The sequence below is a fragment of the Corynebacterium zhongnanshanii genome (assembly GCF_014490575.1).
Classification (GTDB): domain Bacteria; phylum Actinomycetota; class Actinomycetes; order Mycobacteriales; family Mycobacteriaceae; genus Corynebacterium; species Corynebacterium zhongnanshanii.
The window spans coordinates 1378032-1398938 of sequence record NZ_CP061033.1; the positions used below are offsets into that span (position 1 = coordinate 1378032).

At 61.0% G+C, this 20907-nt stretch carries 15 protein-coding genes; 8 read left to right on the forward strand and 7 right to left on the reverse strand.

All coding sequences use genetic code 11. The features are described 5' to 3' along the window. The first annotated feature begins 42 nt into the window (after positions 1-42). From putP to IAU67_RS06175, 3 genes are all read left to right on the forward strand, one after another. Positions 43-1623 carry a sodium/proline symporter PutP gene (gene putP, locus IAU67_RS06165; protein ID WP_151841825.1) on the forward strand — a complete coding sequence of 527 codons (1581 nt, stop codon included), beginning with the start codon at positions 43-45 and terminating at the stop codon, positions 1621-1623. Positions 1624-1722: 99 nt separating this feature from the next. Then, the gene (locus IAU67_RS06170; RefSeq protein ID WP_151841826.1) at positions 1723-2415 is read left to right on the forward strand and encodes an HNH endonuclease family protein; all 693 of its coding nucleotides are present in this window, start codon (positions 1723-1725) and stop codon (positions 2413-2415) included. 57 nt (positions 2416-2472) lie between these two features. Then, positions 2473-2958 carry a hypothetical protein gene (locus tag IAU67_RS06175; RefSeq protein ID WP_151841827.1) on the forward strand — a complete coding sequence of 162 codons (486 nt, stop codon included), beginning with the start codon at positions 2473-2475 and terminating at the stop codon, positions 2956-2958. Between the two features lie 36 nt (positions 2959-2994). On the opposite strand, the gene IAU67_RS06180 is transcribed toward IAU67_RS06175, so the two are convergent. The 4 genes from IAU67_RS06180 to IAU67_RS06195 all read right to left on the reverse strand — a co-directional run bounded on the left by IAU67_RS06180 (position 2995) and on the right by IAU67_RS06195 (position 9279). Next, positions 2995-4815, reverse strand: a complete 1821-nt coding sequence (locus IAU67_RS06180) for an alpha/beta hydrolase family protein (RefSeq protein WP_151841828.1) — start codon at positions 4813-4815, stop codon at positions 2995-2997. A gap of 35 nt (positions 4816-4850) precedes the next feature. After that, the gene (locus tag IAU67_RS06185) at positions 4851-7124 is read right to left on the reverse strand and encodes a DEAD/DEAH box helicase (protein WP_151841829.1); all 2274 of its coding nucleotides are present in this window, start codon (positions 7122-7124) and stop codon (positions 4851-4853) included. 63 nt (positions 7125-7187) lie between these two features. Then, a complete protein-coding gene (locus IAU67_RS06190; protein ID WP_151841830.1) occupies positions 7188-8504 on the reverse strand; it encodes an FAD-dependent oxidoreductase in 1317 nt (438 codons plus the stop codon). Between the two features lie 172 nt (positions 8505-8676). Beyond that, the gene (locus IAU67_RS06195) at positions 8677-9279 is read right to left on the reverse strand and encodes a hypothetical protein (protein ID WP_151841831.1); all 603 of its coding nucleotides are present in this window, start codon (positions 9277-9279) and stop codon (positions 8677-8679) included. A 169-nt stretch (positions 9280-9448) separates the two neighbouring features. On the opposite strand from IAU67_RS06195, the gene IAU67_RS06200 reads away from it, so the two are divergent. The 3 genes from IAU67_RS06200 to IAU67_RS06210 all read left to right on the forward strand — a co-directional run bounded on the left by IAU67_RS06200 (position 9449) and on the right by IAU67_RS06210 (position 17538). Further along, complete coding sequence (locus IAU67_RS06200; protein ID WP_151841832.1) at positions 9449-10237, forward strand: hypothetical protein; 789 nt, start codon at positions 9449-9451, stop codon at positions 10235-10237. An 88-nt stretch (positions 10238-10325) separates the two neighbouring features. Further along, positions 10326-13706 carry an ABC transporter ATP-binding protein gene (locus IAU67_RS06205; RefSeq protein WP_225723459.1) on the forward strand — a complete coding sequence of 1127 codons (3381 nt, stop codon included), beginning with the start codon at positions 10326-10328 and terminating at the stop codon, positions 13704-13706. 88 nt (positions 13707-13794) lie between these two features. Then, positions 13795-17538 (forward strand): multifunctional oxoglutarate decarboxylase/oxoglutarate dehydrogenase thiamine pyrophosphate-binding subunit/dihydrolipoyllysine-residue succinyltransferase subunit, encoded by a 3744-nt coding sequence (locus IAU67_RS06210; RefSeq protein ID WP_151841834.1) that lies wholly within the window; start codon positions 13795-13797, stop codon positions 17536-17538. Positions 17539-17681: 143 nt separating this feature from the next. Here IAU67_RS06210 and IAU67_RS06215 read toward each other — a convergent pair whose 3' ends face one another. The 3 genes from IAU67_RS06215 to IAU67_RS06225 all read right to left on the reverse strand — a co-directional run bounded on the left by IAU67_RS06215 (position 17682) and on the right by IAU67_RS06225 (position 18951). Then, a complete protein-coding gene (locus tag IAU67_RS06215; RefSeq protein ID WP_151841835.1) occupies positions 17682-17942 on the reverse strand; it encodes a hypothetical protein in 261 nt (86 codons plus the stop codon). Between the two features lie 149 nt (positions 17943-18091). After that, the gene (locus tag IAU67_RS06220; RefSeq protein ID WP_151841836.1) at positions 18092-18730 is read right to left on the reverse strand and encodes a hypothetical protein; all 639 of its coding nucleotides are present in this window, start codon (positions 18728-18730) and stop codon (positions 18092-18094) included. Next, positions 18727-18951, reverse strand: coding sequence for a hypothetical protein (locus IAU67_RS06225; RefSeq protein ID WP_151841837.1), 225 nt, complete (start codon positions 18949-18951; stop codon positions 18727-18729). The genes IAU67_RS06220 and IAU67_RS06225 overlap by 4 nt, the downstream gene beginning before the upstream one ends. A 65-nt stretch (positions 18952-19016) precedes the next feature. On the opposite strand from IAU67_RS06225, the gene IAU67_RS06230 reads away from it, so the two are divergent. Beyond that, positions 19017-20294 carry a magnesium transporter MgtE N-terminal domain-containing protein gene (locus tag IAU67_RS06230; protein ID WP_151841838.1) on the forward strand — a complete coding sequence of 426 codons (1278 nt, stop codon included), beginning with the start codon at positions 19017-19019 and terminating at the stop codon, positions 20292-20294. 21 nt (positions 20295-20315) lie between these two features. Beyond that, positions 20316-20873 (forward strand): DUF1003 domain-containing protein, encoded by a 558-nt coding sequence (locus IAU67_RS06235; protein WP_151841839.1) that lies wholly within the window; start codon positions 20316-20318, stop codon positions 20871-20873. The last annotated feature ends 34 nt before the right edge of the window (positions 20874-20907 follow it).

The window sequence follows — 20907 nt, forward strand, 5'->3', positions numbered from 1 at the left end:
GGTCATATGATATGGTCGGTCGGAACCCTAAGGAGAGTTTTTATGACTGAACAAACATGGTTCGTCATTGCCATGGTTATCTACCTCGGCGCCATGTTGCTCATCGGACTTTATGGTTACAAGAACACCGACGAGTACGAGGACTACATGCTGGGTGGGCGCACACTGCACCCATTCGTCGCAGCATTGTCCGCTGGCGCTTCCGATATGTCTGGTTGGCTGCTGATGGGCCTGCCAGGTGCCCTCTACATGTCCGGCTATGGAGAATTGTGGATGGCAATCGGCCTGCTCGTGGGCGCTGCCGTGAACTGGAAGATCACGGCTCCACGTCTGCGTGCGTACACTGAGGTCGCGAACAACTCCATTACTGTTCCGTCCTTCCTGGAAAACCGCTTCAATGACAGAACCCACATCCTGCGAGTAGCATCCGGTCTGATCATTTTGCTGTTCTTCACCTTCTATGTCTCTTCGGGCATGGTTGCAGGTGGACGCTACTTCGAATCGACCTTCGACGGTGATTACCTGACCGGAATGATCATCATCGCCGCCGTGACGGTGGGTTACACCTTCATCGGTGGCTTCACCGCTGTGTCCTACACGGACATGGTGCAGGGACTCATCATGTTCCTGGCGCTCATCGCGGTGCCTATCTTCGCGCTGATGGCGATGGATGACCCAAGCCAGATCTGGACCTACCAGACTCAGCACTCCTATGGAGCGAACCTGATCGAGGCTAACCCGAACTGGTTCTCCATGTTCGCGGGAGTCAGTGGCGTGGTCATCATTTCCAACCTGGCCTGGGGCCTGGGTTACTTCGGCCAACCACACATCATTGTGCGTTTCATGGCTCTGCGCAAGCCGTCCGACGCCCGCGCGGGTATGGCCTACGGTGTGGGCTGGATGGCACTGTGCCTGGTTGGCGCCGTGACGGTAGCCACCATCGGACCGGCCTACTTCGGCATGGACCCCAGCATCTCCATCGTGGATAAGCAGAACTTTGAGACGATCTTCCTGGACATGGGACGCATTCTGTTCCACCCACTGATCGCCGGTTTGGTTCTGACCGCTGTGCTGGCAGCGATCATGTCCACCATTTCTTCCCAGCTGCTGGTGGTTGCCTCCGCACTGATCGAGGACATCTACAAGGGCCTCATCAACAAGCAGGCTTCCGACAACGCTCTGAAGAACCTGTCCCGCATCGCAGTAATTGCCGTGGCACTGTTCGCGGCACTGATCGCCCTGAACCCGGACGCCGGTATCTTGGCCCTCGTGTCCTTCGCCTGGGCTGGTTTCGGTTCCGCCTTCGGCCCTGTCATCGTCGGTGCGCTGTACTGGCGCCGGCTCAACGCCGCAGGCGCTGGAGCTGGTCTGGTTGCCGGTGCCGTGGTCGCGTTCCTGTGGGGTGGTCTGGAGTCCTTCGGAATCATGGACAAGCCCTTCGGCCTCTACGAGATGGTCCCAGGTGTGCTGGCCAACGTCATCGCCATGGTGGTCGTCACCTTGATCACCAAGGCACCGGACGAGACCGTGACCTCCACCTTCGATAAGGCGGTTCAGGTTGCCAAGGACCCGAACTACGCGCTGCCAACGACGCAGCAGAATCCCGCTGAGCAGCCGGCCTAAGGGCACGGCTGTTCCCCTTGCGGGACTACCGCGCGGGAATACACCCTTCGCGGGAATAAAAAAGTGAACCTTACAAGCGCCACTGCAGTCTAATACTGCATGTGGCGTTTCCTTTCTGTCTTCATCCGTCGTGCACGCCTCTTCTGTGTGCACTTCTCCCCTGCGCGCGGCTTCCTCGCCGCCTGCACCGCGACCTCCCTCCTGTTGCTATTTCTCCCGCAGCGTACCCCTCCCGCCCCGCCAGAGTTGGCCGCGTCGCTGACGCATGACCTCTCCACGCTCACCGTCATCGCCGTGCGCCCCAAAGTGCTTGGCTACGATCGCGACCAGTTCGGCCATGGCTGGGCCCACTCGCTCAATCAGCACACCGGCCAGCTCTGCACCACCCGTGAAGCCGTTCTGCAGGACACCTTCGCCCTGCACGATTGCCGCGACCGCCGTGAGCTCGGCGTCGCGCATCCGCAGCTTGACCCCTACACTGGGCGAGCGATGGACCCCACCCACGTCGATATCGACCACATTGTCCCCCTGTCCGCCGCGTGGGACCTGGGTGCGTGGTCGTGGACGTCGCAGCGTCGTCGCGATTTTGCCAACGACGCCCAGCTCAACCTCGTCGCGGTGGACTCCACCATCAACCGCACCAAATCCGATGCCACCCTGTCCGCCTGGATGCCGCCGGATCCGCGACAGCACTGCGCCTATGCGGCACGGTACATCCACGTGTCGGCGGTCTACGGGCTCGCCATCACCCGCGCCGACGAGCGCACGGCCCGCGCCGCATGCGGCCTCTAAGAGTGCGAAGGCCTGGCTAATCTGACAAAGCCCTGCTCATCTGACAAAGTAGAGCATATGGATAACATTATGGTGATTCTTCACGTCCTGGCCGCCATCCTCCTCATCGGCCCCGTCACAATTTCCACCTCCATGTTCGCGCCGCAGTTCCGCCGTGCCATCGCCGGCGACGCTGCCGCGAAGGGAGCCCTGCGCATCCTGGCAGGCATCACCCGCACCTACGGCTACATCTCCCTGCTGGTGCCGGTTCTAGGTATTGCAGCATGGTTCACCGTCGAGGGCGCCATGCAGCGCTACAACTTCCACGCCGCCATCCTGCTGGCCGTGATCGCATGGGTTCTGCTGGTGGCCGTGGTCATCCCGAAGCAGCGCGTGGCCGTGCTCGCCGCGGGCGCTCAGGAGCCTGGCGATGACCCAGCAACCCCTGGTGAAGAGGAGAAGCTCCGCGACGTTGACGTGGACAAGATCCCAGGTCAGGCCGCAATGTTCGGCGGCATCTTCAACCTGCTGTGGTTCATCACCGCGGTGCTGATGTTCTTCTAAGAATTCACCGAGCCAGCTCGCTTATCAGCTGGCCCACTAATCAGCTGACTCAAGGCACCGAATCGTTCTCAAGAAGTCCAGCATCGTATCGGCAATCAGCCGGCGCGACTTCGGCTTCACAAACTGGTGCCCCTCCCCCGGAACCGTCAAAAACTCCGGGGTGTGCCCCGCATCAACCACAGCGTCATACAGCTGCTGGGATTCCTGCAAGGGCACATTTGTATCGTTCGCGCCGTGAATAAACAGAATCGGCGTGACCAACTCTCGCGCCTTATACAGCGGCGAAATCTCCAGCAACAACTCCGCGTCGTGCATCGGATAGCCATACTTCGGGGACGCCGCCGAGGCCAACCACGGCTCCGTGGACTCGTAATACGTCTCGAAACTCGTCATGCCGCAGGCATCCACCACACCACAGAACATCTCCGGGTAGCGGGCGGCCGCCAACAGCGCCAAGAATCCGCCATAACTGCGACCTCCCACGGCGATGCGGCCGGGGGACGCGAGGTTGGCGTCGAGCAAAAAAGAGGCAGTATCCGCAACATCATCCACGGCAGCAAATCGCCCGTAACGGTCATCGGCGTGCACAAACGCACGTCCATTGCCCTGCGACCCGCGGATGTTGGGGGTAAACACGGTCACTCCGGCACTGACCAGATCGGCCAACACGTCATGGTGGCTGGGGCGCGACTGCCCCTCCGGGCCGCCGTGGAGATGGATATACACCGGGCGATTCTCCGCAGGCTCGGCGGGCATATACAACCAGCCGGAAAGCTCCAGCCCATCGCGCGCGGTGTAATGCACCAACTCCGGCGAATCAGCCTGGCGGGCTTGCTCCTCCAGACGCTCGGTCCGCTCCGGATCCAACGGCTCCACCCGGCCCACGTCGATGCGCAGCACCTCCACCGTCGGAGGAAGGCCGGGCCCCTCCACGGTCAGGGACAGCAGGCCGCCGTCGTCCGTGATCGACAGATGTGCTGCCACCATGCCCGGCAGCTCCACAGCGCGACGGACCTGCACGCGCTGCTCCTCCCCCAGCGCCAACAGCTCCAATGTGGAGATGCCGGCCTGGTTCCACAGCACAGCCACGGTGGATAGGTCTTCACTGATGACGAACTCGTCCACGTCCGCATCGGGGTTACTGATGAGCTCCTCCACCTGGCGGCACACCGGGCGCGGCTGGCCGTCGTGGGCCAGCTCCACCACGATGCGTAAGATTCGACGCCGATCAGCGCCGTGGTCGGACACCACCAGAACCACCAGGGTTTCCTCATCAATCGGCAGGATCACACCCCGGTCCGTGGTCGCGCCCGGCTCCGGGGGCAGCAGAGGCATCCACTGGCCATCGGGGGTGACCAGGAGAAGCTCGCGATTGCCGCGCGGGCCCACGCGCATCAGGCAGTAGCCCGCCTCGGACGCCACAAGCATGGAATCCAGGCGGCGATCCATCACCACCGAACGGGAGTTTTCAGGATCTACCAGGCGGGCCTCGGACACGCCATCCACGGCGACCACGTCCATCGCCAAGCGCCCGCGATCCCATTCCACGAGGGACGCGCGGGCGTCGTAGGTATGGCGCAGCGGGATAGCGTCCGGGATCACGGGGTCGGTGGAGACAATGAAGGTCTCCAAGCGCTCGGAGCCCTTCGGGGAGACCTCGCAGGCCACCCACTTGGTGTCCGGCGAATGCAGCACACGGGTCACCGGCCCCTCGACCGGCAATTGCACCGGACGTTCTGTGCCGATCCCCTCACCCGTCACTTCAGCCTGAACGGCATAGGGGTAGCCGCCTTCGCGAACGATGTAGGCGATGGCGGACCCATCAGGTGACAAGGAGGGTGAGGTGGTGTGACGCATAATTCATGCATTCTATCGAATGCGTGGGTGCGTCCCTAGAAGCGGTCGCGGCGACGATCATCCCGACGCCCACCACGCCGGTCGTTACGATCGCGGAAGCTGCGACCGCCGCGGCGGTCACCGCCCCGATCATCGCGTCGGTCGTTGCGGTCACGGAAGTTACGGCCGCCACGACGATCATCTCGTCGGTCGCCATCGCGGTCATCACGACGGTCACCGCGTCGGTCGTTACGGTCGCGGAAGTTACGACCGCCACGACGATCATCTCGTCGGTCGCCACCCCGGTCGTCGCGGCGGTCGTTGCGGCGATGCGCGGCAGGGCGGCCGGCCGGTGGGCCCGGATCTGGCTCAATGTTGATCAACTGGCCGGACACGCGCGTCTGGTCCAGCTGGCGGAAGACATCATCATCCAGGTCCGCCGGAAGCTCGATCAGGGAGTGCTCAGGGAAAATACTGATGCGGCCAAAGTCCTTCGAGTTCAAACCGGCTTCGTTAGCAATCGCGCCCACGATCGCACCCGGGCGCACACGCTGACGGTGACCAACGCTCAGGCGGTACACGGCAAGCTCATTGCCGTTGCGATCCGCGACGCGTGGAGCCTCCTTATTGAAACGTTCCTCGAAGGAGCGGAAGGAACCGCCACCCTTACGGCCGCTATCACCATAGCGGTCATCGCGATTACGCTTCGGACGCTCCTGCTGCGGCATTTCCTTCAGCAGGAAGTCCTCGCCAGCCTGAAGCTGCACAGCCAGGGACGCCGCCACATGCTCCAGAGACACATCGTTGGACTCTGCGTACTCCGTCACTAGTTCACGGAAGATGCCGATCTGTGGATCGTCGAGGTGCTCCCCCACGGCCTCACGGAACTTGTCTTTACGGGACTCGTTGACCTCATCCACACTGGGCAACTCAATCTCGTTGAGGTGGGACTTCGTGGCGCGCTCAATGGCCTTGAGCAGGCGGCGCTCTCGAGGAGTCACAAACAAGATGGCGCGGCCCGAGCGGCCTGCGCGGCCGGTGCGGCCAATGCGGTGCACGTAGGACTCGGTATCGTGCGGGATGTCGTAGTTGAACACGTGCGTGATGCGGTCGACGTCCAAGCCGCGGGCGGCAACGTCCGTCGCCACCAGAATGTCCAGGCGACCATCCTTCAGCTGATCCACCGTGCGCTCACGCTGGGCCTGGACGATATCGCCGTTGATTGCCGCAGCATTGAAGCCGCGGGCGCGCAGACGCTCAGCCAACTCTTCAGTTTCGTTCTTGGTGCGCACGAACATGATCATGGCTTCGAACTCAGTGACTTCAAGAATGCGCGTCAGGGCGTCCAGCTTATTGCGGTGATTCACCAGCAGGTAATCCTGCTCGATGTTCTTATTCGTCCGCTGTGCTGCCTTGACCGTGATCTCCTGGGGATCATTGAGGTATTGGCGGGACAACCGGCGAATCCCCTGCGGCATCGTGGCGGAAAACAGGGCCACCTGCTTCTGCTCTGGGGTGTCCTCCAGGATGCGCTCCACGTCCTCCTGGAAGCCCATGTTCAGCATCTCATCGGCCTCGTCCAGCACCAGGAAGCGCAGCTGGGAAATATCCAAGCTGCCCTTCGACAGGTGATCGATCACACGGCCGGGAGTACCGACGATGATCTGGGCTCCACGGCGCAGTCCGGACAGCTGCACGCCGTAGGACTGTCCACCGTAGATTGGCAGGACATGAATGCCGCCCAGGTGCTCGGCAAAAGACTGAAAAGACTCAGCCACCTGCAGCGCCAGCTCACGCGTGGGGGCCAACACCAAAGCCTGAGGCTCCTTACGGGACAGGTCAATACGCGACAGGATTGGCAGCGCGAACGCTGCGGTCTTACCCGTACCCGTCTGTGCCAAGCCCACCACATCCTGGCCGTCCATCAGCACAGGAATAGTCTCGGCTTGAATAGGTGAAGGTTCTTCAAATCCGACCTGCTTCACGGCGTTCAGCACGCGCTCTGGCAGGCCTAGCCCCTCGAAACCGTGGGGGCTTTCAGCGGATGGTTCTTCCTCGGTGGATGATTCTTCCGTGGTGGGGATGTCATCCGTGGCGGGGGTGTTACTCGTTTCTTCCGCTACCTGGTCAGTAGCGCTCTTCTCATTCTCAGCGTTTTCGGCGTTCTCAGAAATTACTGCCTCGTCAGCGACATCGCTGGATGCGTGCGCCAGCACGTCATTCACATCAAGCGGGCTATCTACATGCTCGCTACGCAGTTCACTCTGAGTATCCAGATTCTCGTTGACCGGCTCGTTCACGTCGCCGGTGACGTTTTCAGTTTTACTCATTACCCATCGATGTTACGGGTTACCTGCGAAAAAAGCGATTTCGCACGCGTGTATGACGGTGCATCAGGGCGTATCGAGGGCATTCGCCACATGCTGGGCGGCACGCTGTCCGCTACGAATCGCGCCATCCAACGTTGGCGTTGCATACTGCACCCCGGCCAAAAAGACCTTCTCGTCCACGCAGAACTTCTGCCCCTTTTTGGACACCGCTCGGGTAGGCGGAATGATCGGCTTGGCTTCCGCAATATCGTGGCGCGTGACCAGGTCCCAGCGGGAGGAGTCCACATCAAACAACTGTCCGAGGTGCTGCCGCATCTCGAGGTCTGTCGGCAGGTCTGAGATGGAATCATTCGGCGAATTGTGCACCACGGAACCGGCAACAAGATGCCTGCCCGGCGCGTATTCCGGTGATGCGGACGTCACCTCCGCGGCCACGGAAATGGGAGTTCGCTTGCAGCCATCGACGGTAATCAGGCCGTTATCATCAATGGGCTCATCAGAAACGAACCACCACGTGCTGCAGCCCACGCTCTCCAGTGGAGGCTGGAGCCACCCAATGGACTCCAACAGGCTCCTTTCCTCCGAAGGCTGCAAGGCGAGAATCACTTTGCGGTAGGTGGCATCCGGCGCACCATCAACACTCACCCGCACTCCGTTGTCCAGGATTGTCAGACCCGTAATGTGCGCGTTCAGGTGGGTGACCATTCCATGGACGCGAGCCATGATGGATGTCAGCTCCCCCATGCCCAAACGTGGGACGGCAAAGGTTCCGCGCAGCAGAGTGCCGATCATCCATTTCGCGAACGTCGCCGAGGAGCGGCCTTCCTTATCCACCATGAACGCTTCGATCACGGGGTCCACCACGCAGGTTCTCATACGCCCCGTCACACCCCGGTGGTCGAGAGACTCCGCCACGCTCACGTCACAGGCAGCCTTGGCATCCCGAATACTGCGCACTTCCAGGCTGGAGCGATGGGGGATCTCGGACCCAATCCAGCGTTGCAAGCGCATGAACTCTTTAAAGGTCATCGCCGAGCGCACATGGGAACGCATGAGGGCGGGAACCAAACGTGGAGCGCGAATCGGGTCCGCGAACATCGCCATGCCACTGTCGGTCAGTGTTTGGATTCCCGGTTTGAAATTGCAGACGTCCAGGGTTTCGTATTCCCCACTGCCCAGGATTTCTTTCAGCGAGGGGTACCAGGAATTGAACCACTGAAATCCATAATCCACGGTGATGTCATCGAAGTATTCGCTGCGCACGCGCCCGCCGAGCTCGCCTGTGGATTCGTAAATATCGCATCGATAGCCCTTTGTGCGCAGGGTTCGTGCTGCCGCCAACCCTGCCACGCCGCCGCCAATGATGGCGATATCCGTCATCGTCTCCACCTTTCTGTGTGGTGATGCACTCCAAAGCCACCACAGCGCTATGAGGCATATAGGGACATGCTAGCCCACGGCCTGCAGCGCACCCCTTCGCAACACACGACTCCGAGCAGCGCTCTGCCCCCGCATGACACATGTGAGGGGTTTCTCCTGATGCTCCGGGAGCTTATCGATCTTCCAGAGGAACCAGCAGTTCCTCCCAATACTGAGCCTGCGCGGCGGCAACCTCGAGTGCCGCAAAGAGTTGGTCCACCTCGTGAAACACCCCCAGCTCCAGGATTTCTTCCTCCAGCTCCTCGTCTTCCACCCCGGCAGTCACAAACTGAACCTGCGCGGTCAGCTCCGGAGCGTCGGAGAGCAATTCCACCACGACGTGCGAGTGCTCTGCAACGGGCGCCGTGACCTGCAGGGGATTATGCTCATCTTGTTCAAAGTCCAGGTCCGATAGCCGGTCATCGGCGCTATCCACCAACGAGTCCAACACGCTGACAATCTCATCGGTTGCGATGTGTTGGGCCACCGCCTCCACCGCAGCGTCCACCGAAAACACCACTGCCACTAACGCGGGGTCAAATTCCGGATTCAGTTCATCGGCATCCCATCCGTCCGACCGAGCTAAAAACACATTCGCAGCAGAAATGGGCGCAGAAATCTCCTCAAATTGGATTTCCAACTCTGGGGCGATGGGAACAAACAGCGTTCCATGATTAAAACGGGACTCAATTCCCTCGTCGTCCAACGCCGCGGCAATATCTTCAAAAAATCCCATGGCCGTCCTTCCCTCTCCAGGAAAAACCACGACAACCCATGTCGAGCTGTCATTGGTTACGCCCCACGGGCGTTGTCTCCCATGGTAGCGCCCAGGCCGCTGCAGCGCGCCCGCTTGTGTGCCAAGAATCCGTACAATGACGTAGAACCCCTTCATGAGGAGAGAATGCATGGCCCTCTTTGGCAAGAACCGTAAGAATGCGGACAACAACCCAGACACCAAGGACTCGACGACCTCCGCACAGGATCCGATCGACCCCGACAACAAGAACTACCCGAAGGACAAGGTCGCTCGGATGTTCTTCAGTACCATCGACCGGGTGGTGAAGGTCCAAGGTCCCGCGATCTCCTCCTATGTTCAGCGCATCAAGGACAAGCACCCCGATAAGTCCCTCGCCGAACAACAGGAGCAGCTGGATAAGCAATTCCTGATGGCCGCCACCACCACGGGTGCGGGTACGGGCTCCGTGGCCGCGTTCCCCGGCATCGGCACCGCGCTGTCTCTGGCCGGCATCGCCGGCGAGGCCGTCCTCCTGCTGGAAGCCTGCGCTGCCTACGCGATCGCCAGCGCCGAGCTGCACGGCATGGACACCAGCGACGAAGAGATCCGCCGCACCATCGTGTTCCTGGCTGTCTACGGCGCCAACGATAAGGAGATCGTTGCCGCCCTCACCCAAGAGGGCGCGCTAAGCTCCGTGAAGTCCCTCCGGGACCTTCGCCGATCCTCCAGGCCTCAGCTCATGAAGGCCAACTCCATTTTGGGCCGCATGGCCTTCCGTCAGCTACGCAAGCGCCTCAAGAAGTCCATGTTCCGCAAGGTCCTACCGCTGGGCGTCGGTGTTGTTCTGGGCGCTAGCGCGAATCGGGCGATCGCAAAGGAAATGATTAAGCACGTGCACGGGTTTATTAATTCTCCGGAAGCCCAGCGTGCCATCGCGGGATCGAACAACGACGCCTAAGCGTCCCGCATCACACCCCACGTCCTCCATGCTCACAGTTCTCAGACGATTCGCCCCGCGCAATCGCTGGACTCTCGCGTCCATTGTGGTGTTTACTGTGCTACTGCCGTTCGTGGATGTGGCGCTTCCGCTGCTGATGGGCGCGAGCCTGGACGGTTCCCACGCGGCGATCCCCTTGCTCATCGGCGCGGCTCTGGCTCGCTTTGCGTTGCAAGCCAGCCGGCGATTTTTGTCTGGCGTGTTCTCCTTTCATACACAGCACCGCATACGCAGCCAGCTGTTCCGTGCCGTGCACAGCGTGGATGAACAGCGCGCGGCGTCCTCCGGGACGGGTCATGTGGTGTCCCGGTCGATCTCCGATCTCAACGCGATCCAGGTGACGACCGCCATGCTTCCCCTCCTGCTCAATAGCGTGGTGGAGCTCACCCTGATCACGGTGGTAGTGCTGTGGATCTCGCCACCGATTGCGCTTCTTATCCTTATCTTTGCGCCGCTGCTGATCTGGATCGGGAAGCGCTCGCGCACGGATCTCTATCAGCCGACCGCGCGCGTGCGCGAACAAGCGGCGACGGTGGCCACGCATGTGGAGCAGACCGTCACGGGCATCCAGGTGGTCAAAAGCTTCGCGCAAGAAGGCCGACACGCAACGCGTTACGATCGCCTGACCCGGGCGCTGTTGTCCCTCAACGTGCATCTTGCTGCGATCAACGCGCGTTTTCAGCCGGCGCTGGCTGCGGTTCCCAATGTGGCGCTGGTCGCCACCATCGCCGTGGGCGGCTGGCTGGCCCTCCATGGCGTGATCTCCCTGGGCGAGTTCTTATCTGTGGCCACCTACATCACCATGCTGTCGCGCTTGGCACGCCAGTGCGCCTCGATGGTGGTGAACCTGCACACCACCCAGGCCAGCGTGGACCGTGTGCTGGAGGTCATCGACGCTCCCCCGCGCCCCACGGGCTCCATCATCCCGTCGGAGGCGCTCAGCATCACGGGCACGGTGGACTTGGGCCACGCCCGCGTCCCCATCAACATCCCCGCGGGCTCCACTACCATCGTCCGCGGCTCCGTGGCCAGCGGGAAGACGCGCCTGGCGCACGCGCTGGCGGGGCTCAACAGCAAGACTGCATCCACTCTCAACACGCAGTTCGGTCCGCTGTTAGACATCCGGGAGGACCATCGGCCCGTCATCGTCATGGACGAGCCTTTCCTCTTCTCCGCCAGCATCCGGGACAACATCCTGCTGGGCCTCCCCCATGATCCCTGCACCATCGACCAGGAGATCCGCCGCGCCACCGACATCGCCTGCGCCACCGACTTCATCGACGAACTGGGTGGCCTGGACACGATCGTGGGCGAGCGCGGCGTGACCTTATCTGGCGGCCAGCGCCAACGTATCGCCATCGCCCGCGCCGTTCTGCGCCGCCCGTCGATGATTATTTTCGACGACGCCACCTCTGCGCTCGACCACTCCACCGAAGAAATAATACTGTCTCGTTTGAGCAGCGCTACCGAGCAGAACCAGGTCACTGTGGTGGCGATCAGCCACCGTGCCGACGGTGGCTTCCGCCATCCCGACCAGTTCCTGGATCTCCCGAACGCGCCGGGTGGCGGTACGTCCGAGGCAACCCGCGCTTCTGACAAACGTGCCTCGAGTGCCACTGCCGAACAGCGCGCAGAAGATCCGGAAGTGCCCCGCTGGATACAGACTATGGGTGTTCCCCACCTTCCGGGAAGGGAGTCCACCGGGCCGGTGCCGATGCGGACTCTGCTCGGGCTCGCTCCCGGGTTCATCGTGGCGGTCGCGTTCACGCTCCTGGCCACCGCACTGGCGGACATTAGCCTTCCCACCTTCATCCGTCACGCCCTGGACACGGGAGTGCAGCACCAGCACGAACAGGTCCTCTGGGTTACCGCGGCAGTCGCCTTGGCCGTGGTGGTGTTCTCCTGGATCGCGGCCATCGCCAACACGCTGCTCACCAGCATCACCGGAGAAAAGCTGCTCTTCGCCCTGAGACAACGCATGTTCGCGCATCTGACCCGCATGGATCTGCTGTGGTTTCATCGTCAGGCCTCCGGCCGCATCATGACACGGTTGACCACCGACATCGAGTCCTTAAGCACGTTTTTGCAGTCCGGCCTGTCCCAGGCCATCGTCTCCACCACCATGCTGCTCGGCATTTTCGGCATGCTCCTGGCCACGGACGCCACTCTCAGTGCCGCCGTGGCGGCCTTCCTGCCGCTCATCATCGGCATCACCATCATCTTCCGGCGCGTATCCCGTACGCTCTACACGCGCGCTCGGAACCAAATCTCCCATGTCAACGCCGTCTTTCAGGAAGCGCTCATGGGGCTCACCACCAGCCAGGCCTACCACTATGGTCCCGCCCTGCAGAACACTCTGGAGAAGCAATCCCGCGACTACGTCACCCGACGCACCCGAAGTCAAGCCGCGGTCTCCCTCTACTTCCCCACGCTCAACACCATCACCTACATCGCGCAGGCCACCGTCCTGGCCGTGGGCGCGTCACACAACGTCTCCCCTGGAACGCTGGTGGCGTTTAGCCTCTACCTCTCCCTGTTCTTCAGCCCCATCCAACAGCTCTCGCACGTCTTCGATAGCTACCAGCAAGCACGAGTCAGCTGGACCCGGATCAACAGCTTCCTCGCCGAGCAGCCAACGATCGTCTCCGGGAGCGACCCCCTGCCAGATCTCGGCGGGCGCCCGCCAACCATCCGATTCAACGGCGTGACTTTTGACTATCCGCGTGGGGACGCAGGCTCGGCGTCGGATATTCCATTAATCGACATCGACCACGAGTTCCGCGGCACCACGGCGATCGTCGGCCACACAGGGGCGGGTAAGAGCACCATCATCCGCATGGTCAACCGTCTCATCGACCCGACACACGGCATCATCACCGTCAATGGTTGTAACCTTAGAAACATTTCCTTAAGTCAGTGGCGCACACATGTGGGCACAGTGCCCCAAGAACCACACCTATTTGTGGGATCTGTGAGAAGCAACATAGCGTTTAGCCAACATGACGCAACCCACACGGACATCATGAACGCCATCCGCAGAATCAACGGCGAACACATCCTCGCCACCATCCCCGGAGGCCTCGACGGGCACGTCGGTGAAGGCGGCCGCGGGCTGTCCGCAGGCCAGAAACACATCATCGCGCTGGCACGGGCAGAACTGCTTACACCTGCGATAATGCTGCTCGACGAGGCCACTGCACTCATCGAAGACAGTGAAGAACAGCAGATCGTGGACGCCATCACACGGGCAAGCACAGGCCGCACCACCATCATCATCGCCCACCGGCTCCGCACCGCAGCACGCGCGGACACCATCCTGGTCATGGACCACGGAAGAATCGTGGAACAAGGAAGCCACGACCAGCTCATTTCCAGAGGTGGCCAGTACAAACGCCTGTGGGACGCCGCGCACGCCACGCCAGACAAGTGAGATTTTCGCCCACGGAAGACCACCCCATCACAGTGGTAGGGTGGGCAACCAAGACTGTAGTCATTGAAGAAAGAGGCGAGGACCTGCTGTGAGCAGTGTGAATTTCGGCCAAAACGAATGGCTGGTAGACCAGATGTACCAGCAATACAAGCAGGACCCACAGTCCGTGGACGCGGAATGGCGCGACTATTTCGCACAGAACCCACAGGACGGTGTGTCTAGCGCATCGGCAGCGAACAACGCTGCCTCAACGCCTTCCCACAACAACGCACAAGGCGCAACACAGGCGGCACCAACCAACGCTGCCTCGGCACAGACCCAATCCCGCTCCACTGCGACGGGCGCAGGATCCAGCGCAGGGCAAACCAAGAAGGAAGCCAAGGCATCCAACGACGCCTCGGCCGCCCAATTTAGCGCGTCCCCCGCGATCCCTTCCCGCGTTGTCCCACCGGCGCCGAAGGGGCCAGTTGAGGCGCCGGAGCCAGGTAAGAAGGCTATTAAGGGCTCCGCGAAGGCCGTGGTGAAGAACATGGACGCCTCCCTGGAGATCCCCACCGCCACGTCCGTGCGCGACATGCCCGCCAAGCTCATGTTCGAAAACCGCGCGATGCTCAACGAGACGCTCACCGCGCGCGGCGGCGGCAAGATTAGCTTTACCCACATCATCGGCTTCGCTCTGGTCAAGGCAGTCATGGCTCACCCAGACATGAACAACGCCTACGAGGTCGTCGACGGCAAGCCCACCCTGGTCACCCCAGAGCACATCAACCTTGGCCTGGCCATCGACATGACCGCCAAGAACGGATCCCGTTCCCTGGTTGTGGCCGCCATTAAGGAAGCAGAAAGCCTGTCCTTTAGCGAATTCGTGGAGAAGTACGAGGACGTCGTACGCCGCGGCCGAGAAGGCAAGCTCACCATGGATGACTTCTCCGGAGTCACCATCTCCCTCACCAACCCCGGCGGCATCGGAACCCGCCACTCTGTGCCACGCCTGACCAAGGGCCAGGGCGCGATCATCGGGGTGGGCTCCATGGATTACCCTGCCGAGTTCGCCGGTGCTTCCGAGGACCGTTTGGGCGAGATGGGCATCGGCAAGCTGGTGACCATCACCTCCACCTACGACCACCGCATCATCCAGGGCGCGGAGTCCGGCGAGTTCCTGCGCACCATGAGCCGCCTGCTCATCAACGATGACTTCTGGGATGAAATCTTCGAAGCCCTGCGCGTTCCTTACGCCCCTGTGCGATGGACCCAGGACGTCCCCAACATCGGTGTGGACAAGTCCACCCGCGTGATGCAGCTGATCGAGGCGTACCGCTCCCGCGGACACCTGATCGCGAACACCAACCCACTGCACTGGACCCAGCCGGGTCTCCCGCAGCCGTCCCACAAGGACCTGCAGATCGAGACCCACGGCCTGACCCTGTGGGATTATGACCGCACCTTCAACGTCGGTGGCTTCGCCGGCCGCGAGACCATGACCCTGCGCGAGGTGCTCGCCACGCTGCGCAAGTCCTACACCCTGAAGGTCGGTAGCGAATACGCGCACATCCTGGACGCCGAGGAACGCCAATGGCTCCAGAACCGCATCGAAGCCGGCCAGCAGACCTACAGCCCGGCTGAGCAGAAGTTCATCCTGCAGAAGCTGAACTCCGCGGAGGCCTTCGAGAACTTCCTGCAGACCAAGTACGTGGGACAGAAGCGCTTCTCCCTGGAGGGCGCAGAGACCCTGATCCCGATGATGGATGCCGCTATCGACCAGGCCGCCGGCGCGAACCTGGACGAGGTTGTGATCGGTATGCCACACCGCGGCCGCCTGAACGTGCTGGCCAACATCGTGGGCAAGCCGTACTCCAAGATCTTCACCGAGTTCGAAGGAAACATCGACCCTGCCGCCGCAGGTGGCTCCGGTGACGTGAAGTACCACTTGGGTGCGACCGGCCACTACGACCAGATGTTCGGCGATGGCGAAATTGATGTCTACCTGGCAGCAAACCCATCCCACCTTGAAGCGGTGAACCCTGTGATGGAGGGTATTGCCCGCGCCAAGGCGGACAAGATCGCCCGGAACAACACGGTCATGCCGCTGCTGCTGCACGGAGACGCCGCCTTCGCCGGCCTGGGCATCGTCCAGGAAACCATCAACCTCTACAAGCTGGACGCCTACGACGTGGGCGGCACCGTCCACATCGTGGTGAACAACCAGATTGGCTTCACCACCACGCCGGACGCCGGCCGCTCCACCCACTACTCCACCGACCTGGCCAAGGGCTTCGACTGCCCTGTCTTCCACGTCAACGGTGACGACCCTGAGGCTTGTGTGTGGGTTGCACGCCTGGCTGTGGACTACCGCAACCGCTACGGCAAGGACGTCTTCATCGACCTGATCGCCTACCGTCGCCGCGGCCACAACGAAGCCGACGACCCATCCATGACCCAGCCGCTGATGTACAACATCATCAACGAGCAGCAGTCCTCCCGCGCCCAGTACACGGAGACGCTGATCGGCCGTGGAGACCTGTCCGAGGACGACGCCGAGCGCGTGCAGCGAGACTTCCACGAGCAGCTGGAGACCGTCTTTAACCAGGTCCGTGAGGCAGAGAAGGGAGCTAAGCCGAAGGAACAGAGTGGTATCACCAGCTCCCAGGAGCTGCCACACGGTTTGGAGACCAACATCAACCGCGAGCTGATCGAAAAGATCGGCGACCTGTTCTACGAGGTACCTGATTACTTCAAGCCGCACCCACGTGTGGCTCCTGTGATCAAGCGCCGCCACGACATGTCTCGCAAGGGCAACATCGACTGGGGCTTCGCAGAGCTCCTGGCCTTTGGCTCCCTGGTGGAAGGCGGAAAGACTGTTCGCCTGGCGGGTGAGGATTCCCTGCGCGGAACCTTCACGCAGCGCCACGCTGTGCTGTTCGACCACGAGGATCACGACCGCTACTCCCCACTGGAGGTGCTGGCCGAGGAGGCTGGCAACGGCGGTAAGTTCGCGGCCTACAACTCCGCCCTCACCGAGTACGCGGGCATGGGCTTCGAGTACGGCTACTCCGTGGGTAACAAGGACGCCCTGGTGGCCTGGGAAGCACAGTTCGGTGACTTCGCCAATGGTGCACAGACCGTCATCGACGAATACGTCTCCTCCGGTGAAGCCAAGTGGGGCCAGATCTCCAGCCTGGTGCTGCTGTTGCCACACGGCTACGAGGGCCAGGGACCGGACCACTCCTCTGCACGCATCGAGCGCTTCCTGCAGATGTCCGCGGAGGGCTCCTGGACGATCGCCCAGCCATCCACCCCAGCGAACTACTTCCACCTGCTGCGCCGCCACGCGTTGGGCTCCCTGAAGCGCCCACTGGTGGTCTTCACCCCGAAGTCCATGCTGCGCAACAAGGCCGCAGTGTCCTCCATCGAGGACTTCACGGAGGTCAAGAAGTTCAAGTCCGTGATCGACGATCCGAACCAGAACGGCGAGAACAAGGACATCAAGACTGTCCTGATGTGCTCCGGAAAGATCTATTGGGATCTGGAGAAGAAGCGCGCTGCGGATGAGCGCGACGATGTGGCCATCGTCCGTGTGGAGATGCTCCACCCGATTCCGTTTAACCGCATCAAGGAGACGCTGGCAAACTACCCGAACGCCGAAGTGCGTTGGGTACAGGACGAGCCGGCAAACCAGGGCCCATGGCCATTCTTGGCTCTGAACCTCCCTGAGCACATCGAGGGTCTGCAGATGAAGCGTGTGTCCCGCCGCGCTCAGTCCTCCACGGCTACGGGTGTGGCAAAGGTTCACCAGCTGGAGCAGAAGCAGCTGCTGGAGGAAGCCTTCGAATAGCTAACCCCTCCCCTGTACAAATTGTTCGCTCAAAACGCCAGATGTGACCCCACATCTGGCGTTTTGAGCGAACTTTTTGTTGTGGAGAGCGCGGGGCTAGCCGCAGAAGAAGCAGCCAGACCCTTTACAACCCGTGCGACAACCTACGCACTGATCAGCGACAGTGAACCCACCACAACAACGATGGCGGTCACAGCGGCACACACAAATCTCAAACCTTTACGCTCCGCCATTAAGCCAACCCCCACAAAGCCTAGCGGCAAAGACACCCACACAACAGTTTGATAGTGTTCGTGAACCCAAGCCTTATCCTGGTATGCGACGCACAGAAACATCGCTGCCAGTGATGCAATAAGTAGACATTTGCCCACGGTTCTTCTATAAGATTTTCTCTGCTCTGCCATATGCCTGGCCTTCTTTCACTGCGCTCAGTTTCAATGTACTCAGTCTGATTGCGCTCAGTCTGACTACACTCGATCTCACAACCATTACCAACACGACTTACGTTAGGCTAAGTTAAGTCGCTATGCAATAGTGAAGACCCAATAGCCGCTTAGCTATTCAGCAAACTCGTCATCGACCGGTCAAAATCCATACCCGCCGTCGCATTATTCACAGCCACACGCTGCTCTCGGCTCATAAGTCCCTTGGCATATACCGCAATCAGATTTTGCGGCAAAGAATCATCCGCACAACCATGCGCCTCCCCCGGAATACTCGCCGCCAATTCCGCGGGCAGAGTAGACAGCAACGTGGTGTTGGAAATATCTCGCCATTCCGTTGGATCCGGATTCTCCTGCTCCGCATAAAGTTTCCTCAACAATTGAGCCTTATGCGCATCAAGACTATCCAGCAGCTCGCCGGTACACCCAAACACCAGATCCACTTGCCCAGAGCGCACCGCCTCCCAGCGATCCTCCGCCCGCACGGGAACCTCCTCCACCGCGCGGGCCTCGTCGCGTTCCCTCATCTTGCGCTCGCTCAGCCAATACCCGTAGTACGCCGCCAGGTCACGCGCGTGCGCGTCCGTCATACCCGACGCCGGGCTCTCCGTCGTGACGCCAATGACCAAGGGAGGTTCGGCGTCGAACAGGCTGCACGAGGTCGCCCCGAACACAGTCATCGCAGCGCACAACGCGGCCCCCACGCGTCGGATAGGCTGCGCACGCCGCTGCCGCATCGGTTTACTCATAGCCACACCGCCCAGTACACGCCCACAAACGCCACAACCGCCAGCAGATTCCAGACCCAGCTGGCACGGCCCTGGCGGCGCGACAGCCCGTCGATGCCAATGGCCAGCAGCGCCACGGCCGCACCGATGGCATGGGCCACCCACGCCGGATTGGCAATCAGGTACAGCACCACGGCGAACACCACTAGACCACCTGCGACAAGGCGGGCAAGAAATCTCATGTCGAAGATTCTACAGGCTCGCGCAAGTTAGAGACTGGAGCGGCCAAACCGTATCATGGTCAGTTATGAACAATCTTCGCGTGTTTGCCGGACGATTAGCGGGAATGGTGTTGATAGGCCCCGACGGAGAATCCGTGGGCCGTATCCGCGACGTGGTCATCACGATCCACGACAAACGGGGCACCGTGCTGGGCATGGTGGTGGAGGTTGCGGGCAAGCGCAGGATTTTCCTGCCGATGGGCCGCATTTCCGCGATCACGGAGTCCGACGTCACCAGCGTGTCCTCCAACATCAACCTGCGCCCGTTTAAGTCCCGCGCGGGTGAGTTGAGCCTCCACGACGATCTGGTGGGTGCGAAGATTCACACAGACGATCCGGAGCATGAAGAGCTGCACGGAAAGGCCTTGGAGATTACGGACGTGGAAATCGCGCGCACGCGTAATCGCGAATGGGAGATTCGTTCGGTGGCGGTGATTCAGCGCGGGCGGCTGGGCCGGCGTAATAGCGTAACTATTCTTCCTTTTAATCACGTCCATGGCTTGCACGCCGGCGGAACGGGCGCGGTGGACCTTAATGCGGAGGTTATTGCCTCCTTTAAGAATCTGCGCAAAGCGGACGCCGCGAATGCACTGCTGGATCTCCCCCAGAGCCGCCGTTTCGATATCGCCAGGGAGCTGGATGATGAGCTGCTGGCCGATATGCTCGCGGAAATGCCCGACGATGATCAGGCCGAAATCTTAAGCCACCTGAATTTGGAACGCGCCGCGGACGTGCTGGAGGAAATGGACCCGGACGACGCCGCCGACGTCCTGGCAGAACTCCCCGATGAACAGTCCGATGTCCTGCTGGAATTGATGGACCCTGAGGAATCCGCCCCGGTGCGCCGCCTGATGGATTTCTCCCCGGAGACGGTGGGTGCGATCATGACCCCTGAGCCGATCATCCTCACGCCCCAGGCGACCGTGGCCGAGGCCCTGGCGCATGCCCGTAACCCGGAGCTGCCTACCTCTTTGAGCTCCCTGGTGTTTGTGGCGCGCCCTCCGCAGGCCACCCCGACCGGCAAGTACTTGGGCTGTGTGCATCTGCAGAAGCTTCTGCGTGAGCCGCCGTCCTCCCTGGTGGGCGGGATCCTGGATCTGGAATTGCCTGCGTTGTTTGCGGAAGATTCCCAAGAGACCGCGGCGCGTTATTTTGCCACCTATAATCTTGTCTGTGGTCCGGTGGTGGATGAGGACGGCCATCTGTTGGGCGCAGTGTCCGTCGACGACCTGATTGACCACCTCCTGCCGGATGACTGGCGTGAACAGGACTGGCGAGTCAGCTCTAATACCCACTTCAACTAGCTTTCCAAGGAACACCCACCTATGGCTCAGAATCTAAAGCGTACGAAGCTTGATACCCCTACCACGAAAAAGCGTAGTTTTAGCGTGGATTTAGACGGTGATGCCGTTGGGCGGAGCGCTGAATCGATCGCTCGTTTTTTGGGCACGGGTAAATATCTTGCCTATCAGACGATCATTGTTGTGGTCTGGGTACTGTTAAATATTGGCGCTTTTGCCTGGTCGTGGGATCCGTATCCGTTCATTTTGCTGAATCTGGCGTTTTCCACGCAGGCGGCGTATGCCGCGCCGTTGATTTTGCTTGCGCAGAACAGGCAGGATGACCGTGACCGTGTGTCCCTGGAAGAAGACCGACGCCGGGCCGCCGAAACAAAAGCCGATACCGAATTCTTGGCGCGCGAGTTGGCCGGTTTGAGGCTGGCCGTGAATGACACGGTGACGCGCGATTATCTGCGTAAGGAGTTGGAGGATTTGAACGATCTTCTGACCCGAATCGATGACAAGCTGGATGACCATCGCGCCGATGAGAGTTCGCTGCGCCCGGAGGAGGAGCACGGCGGGTCGCGAGGTAGCTCGCAGTAACAGATTTGTCACTCCCCTATGAAGGACTAAGCTG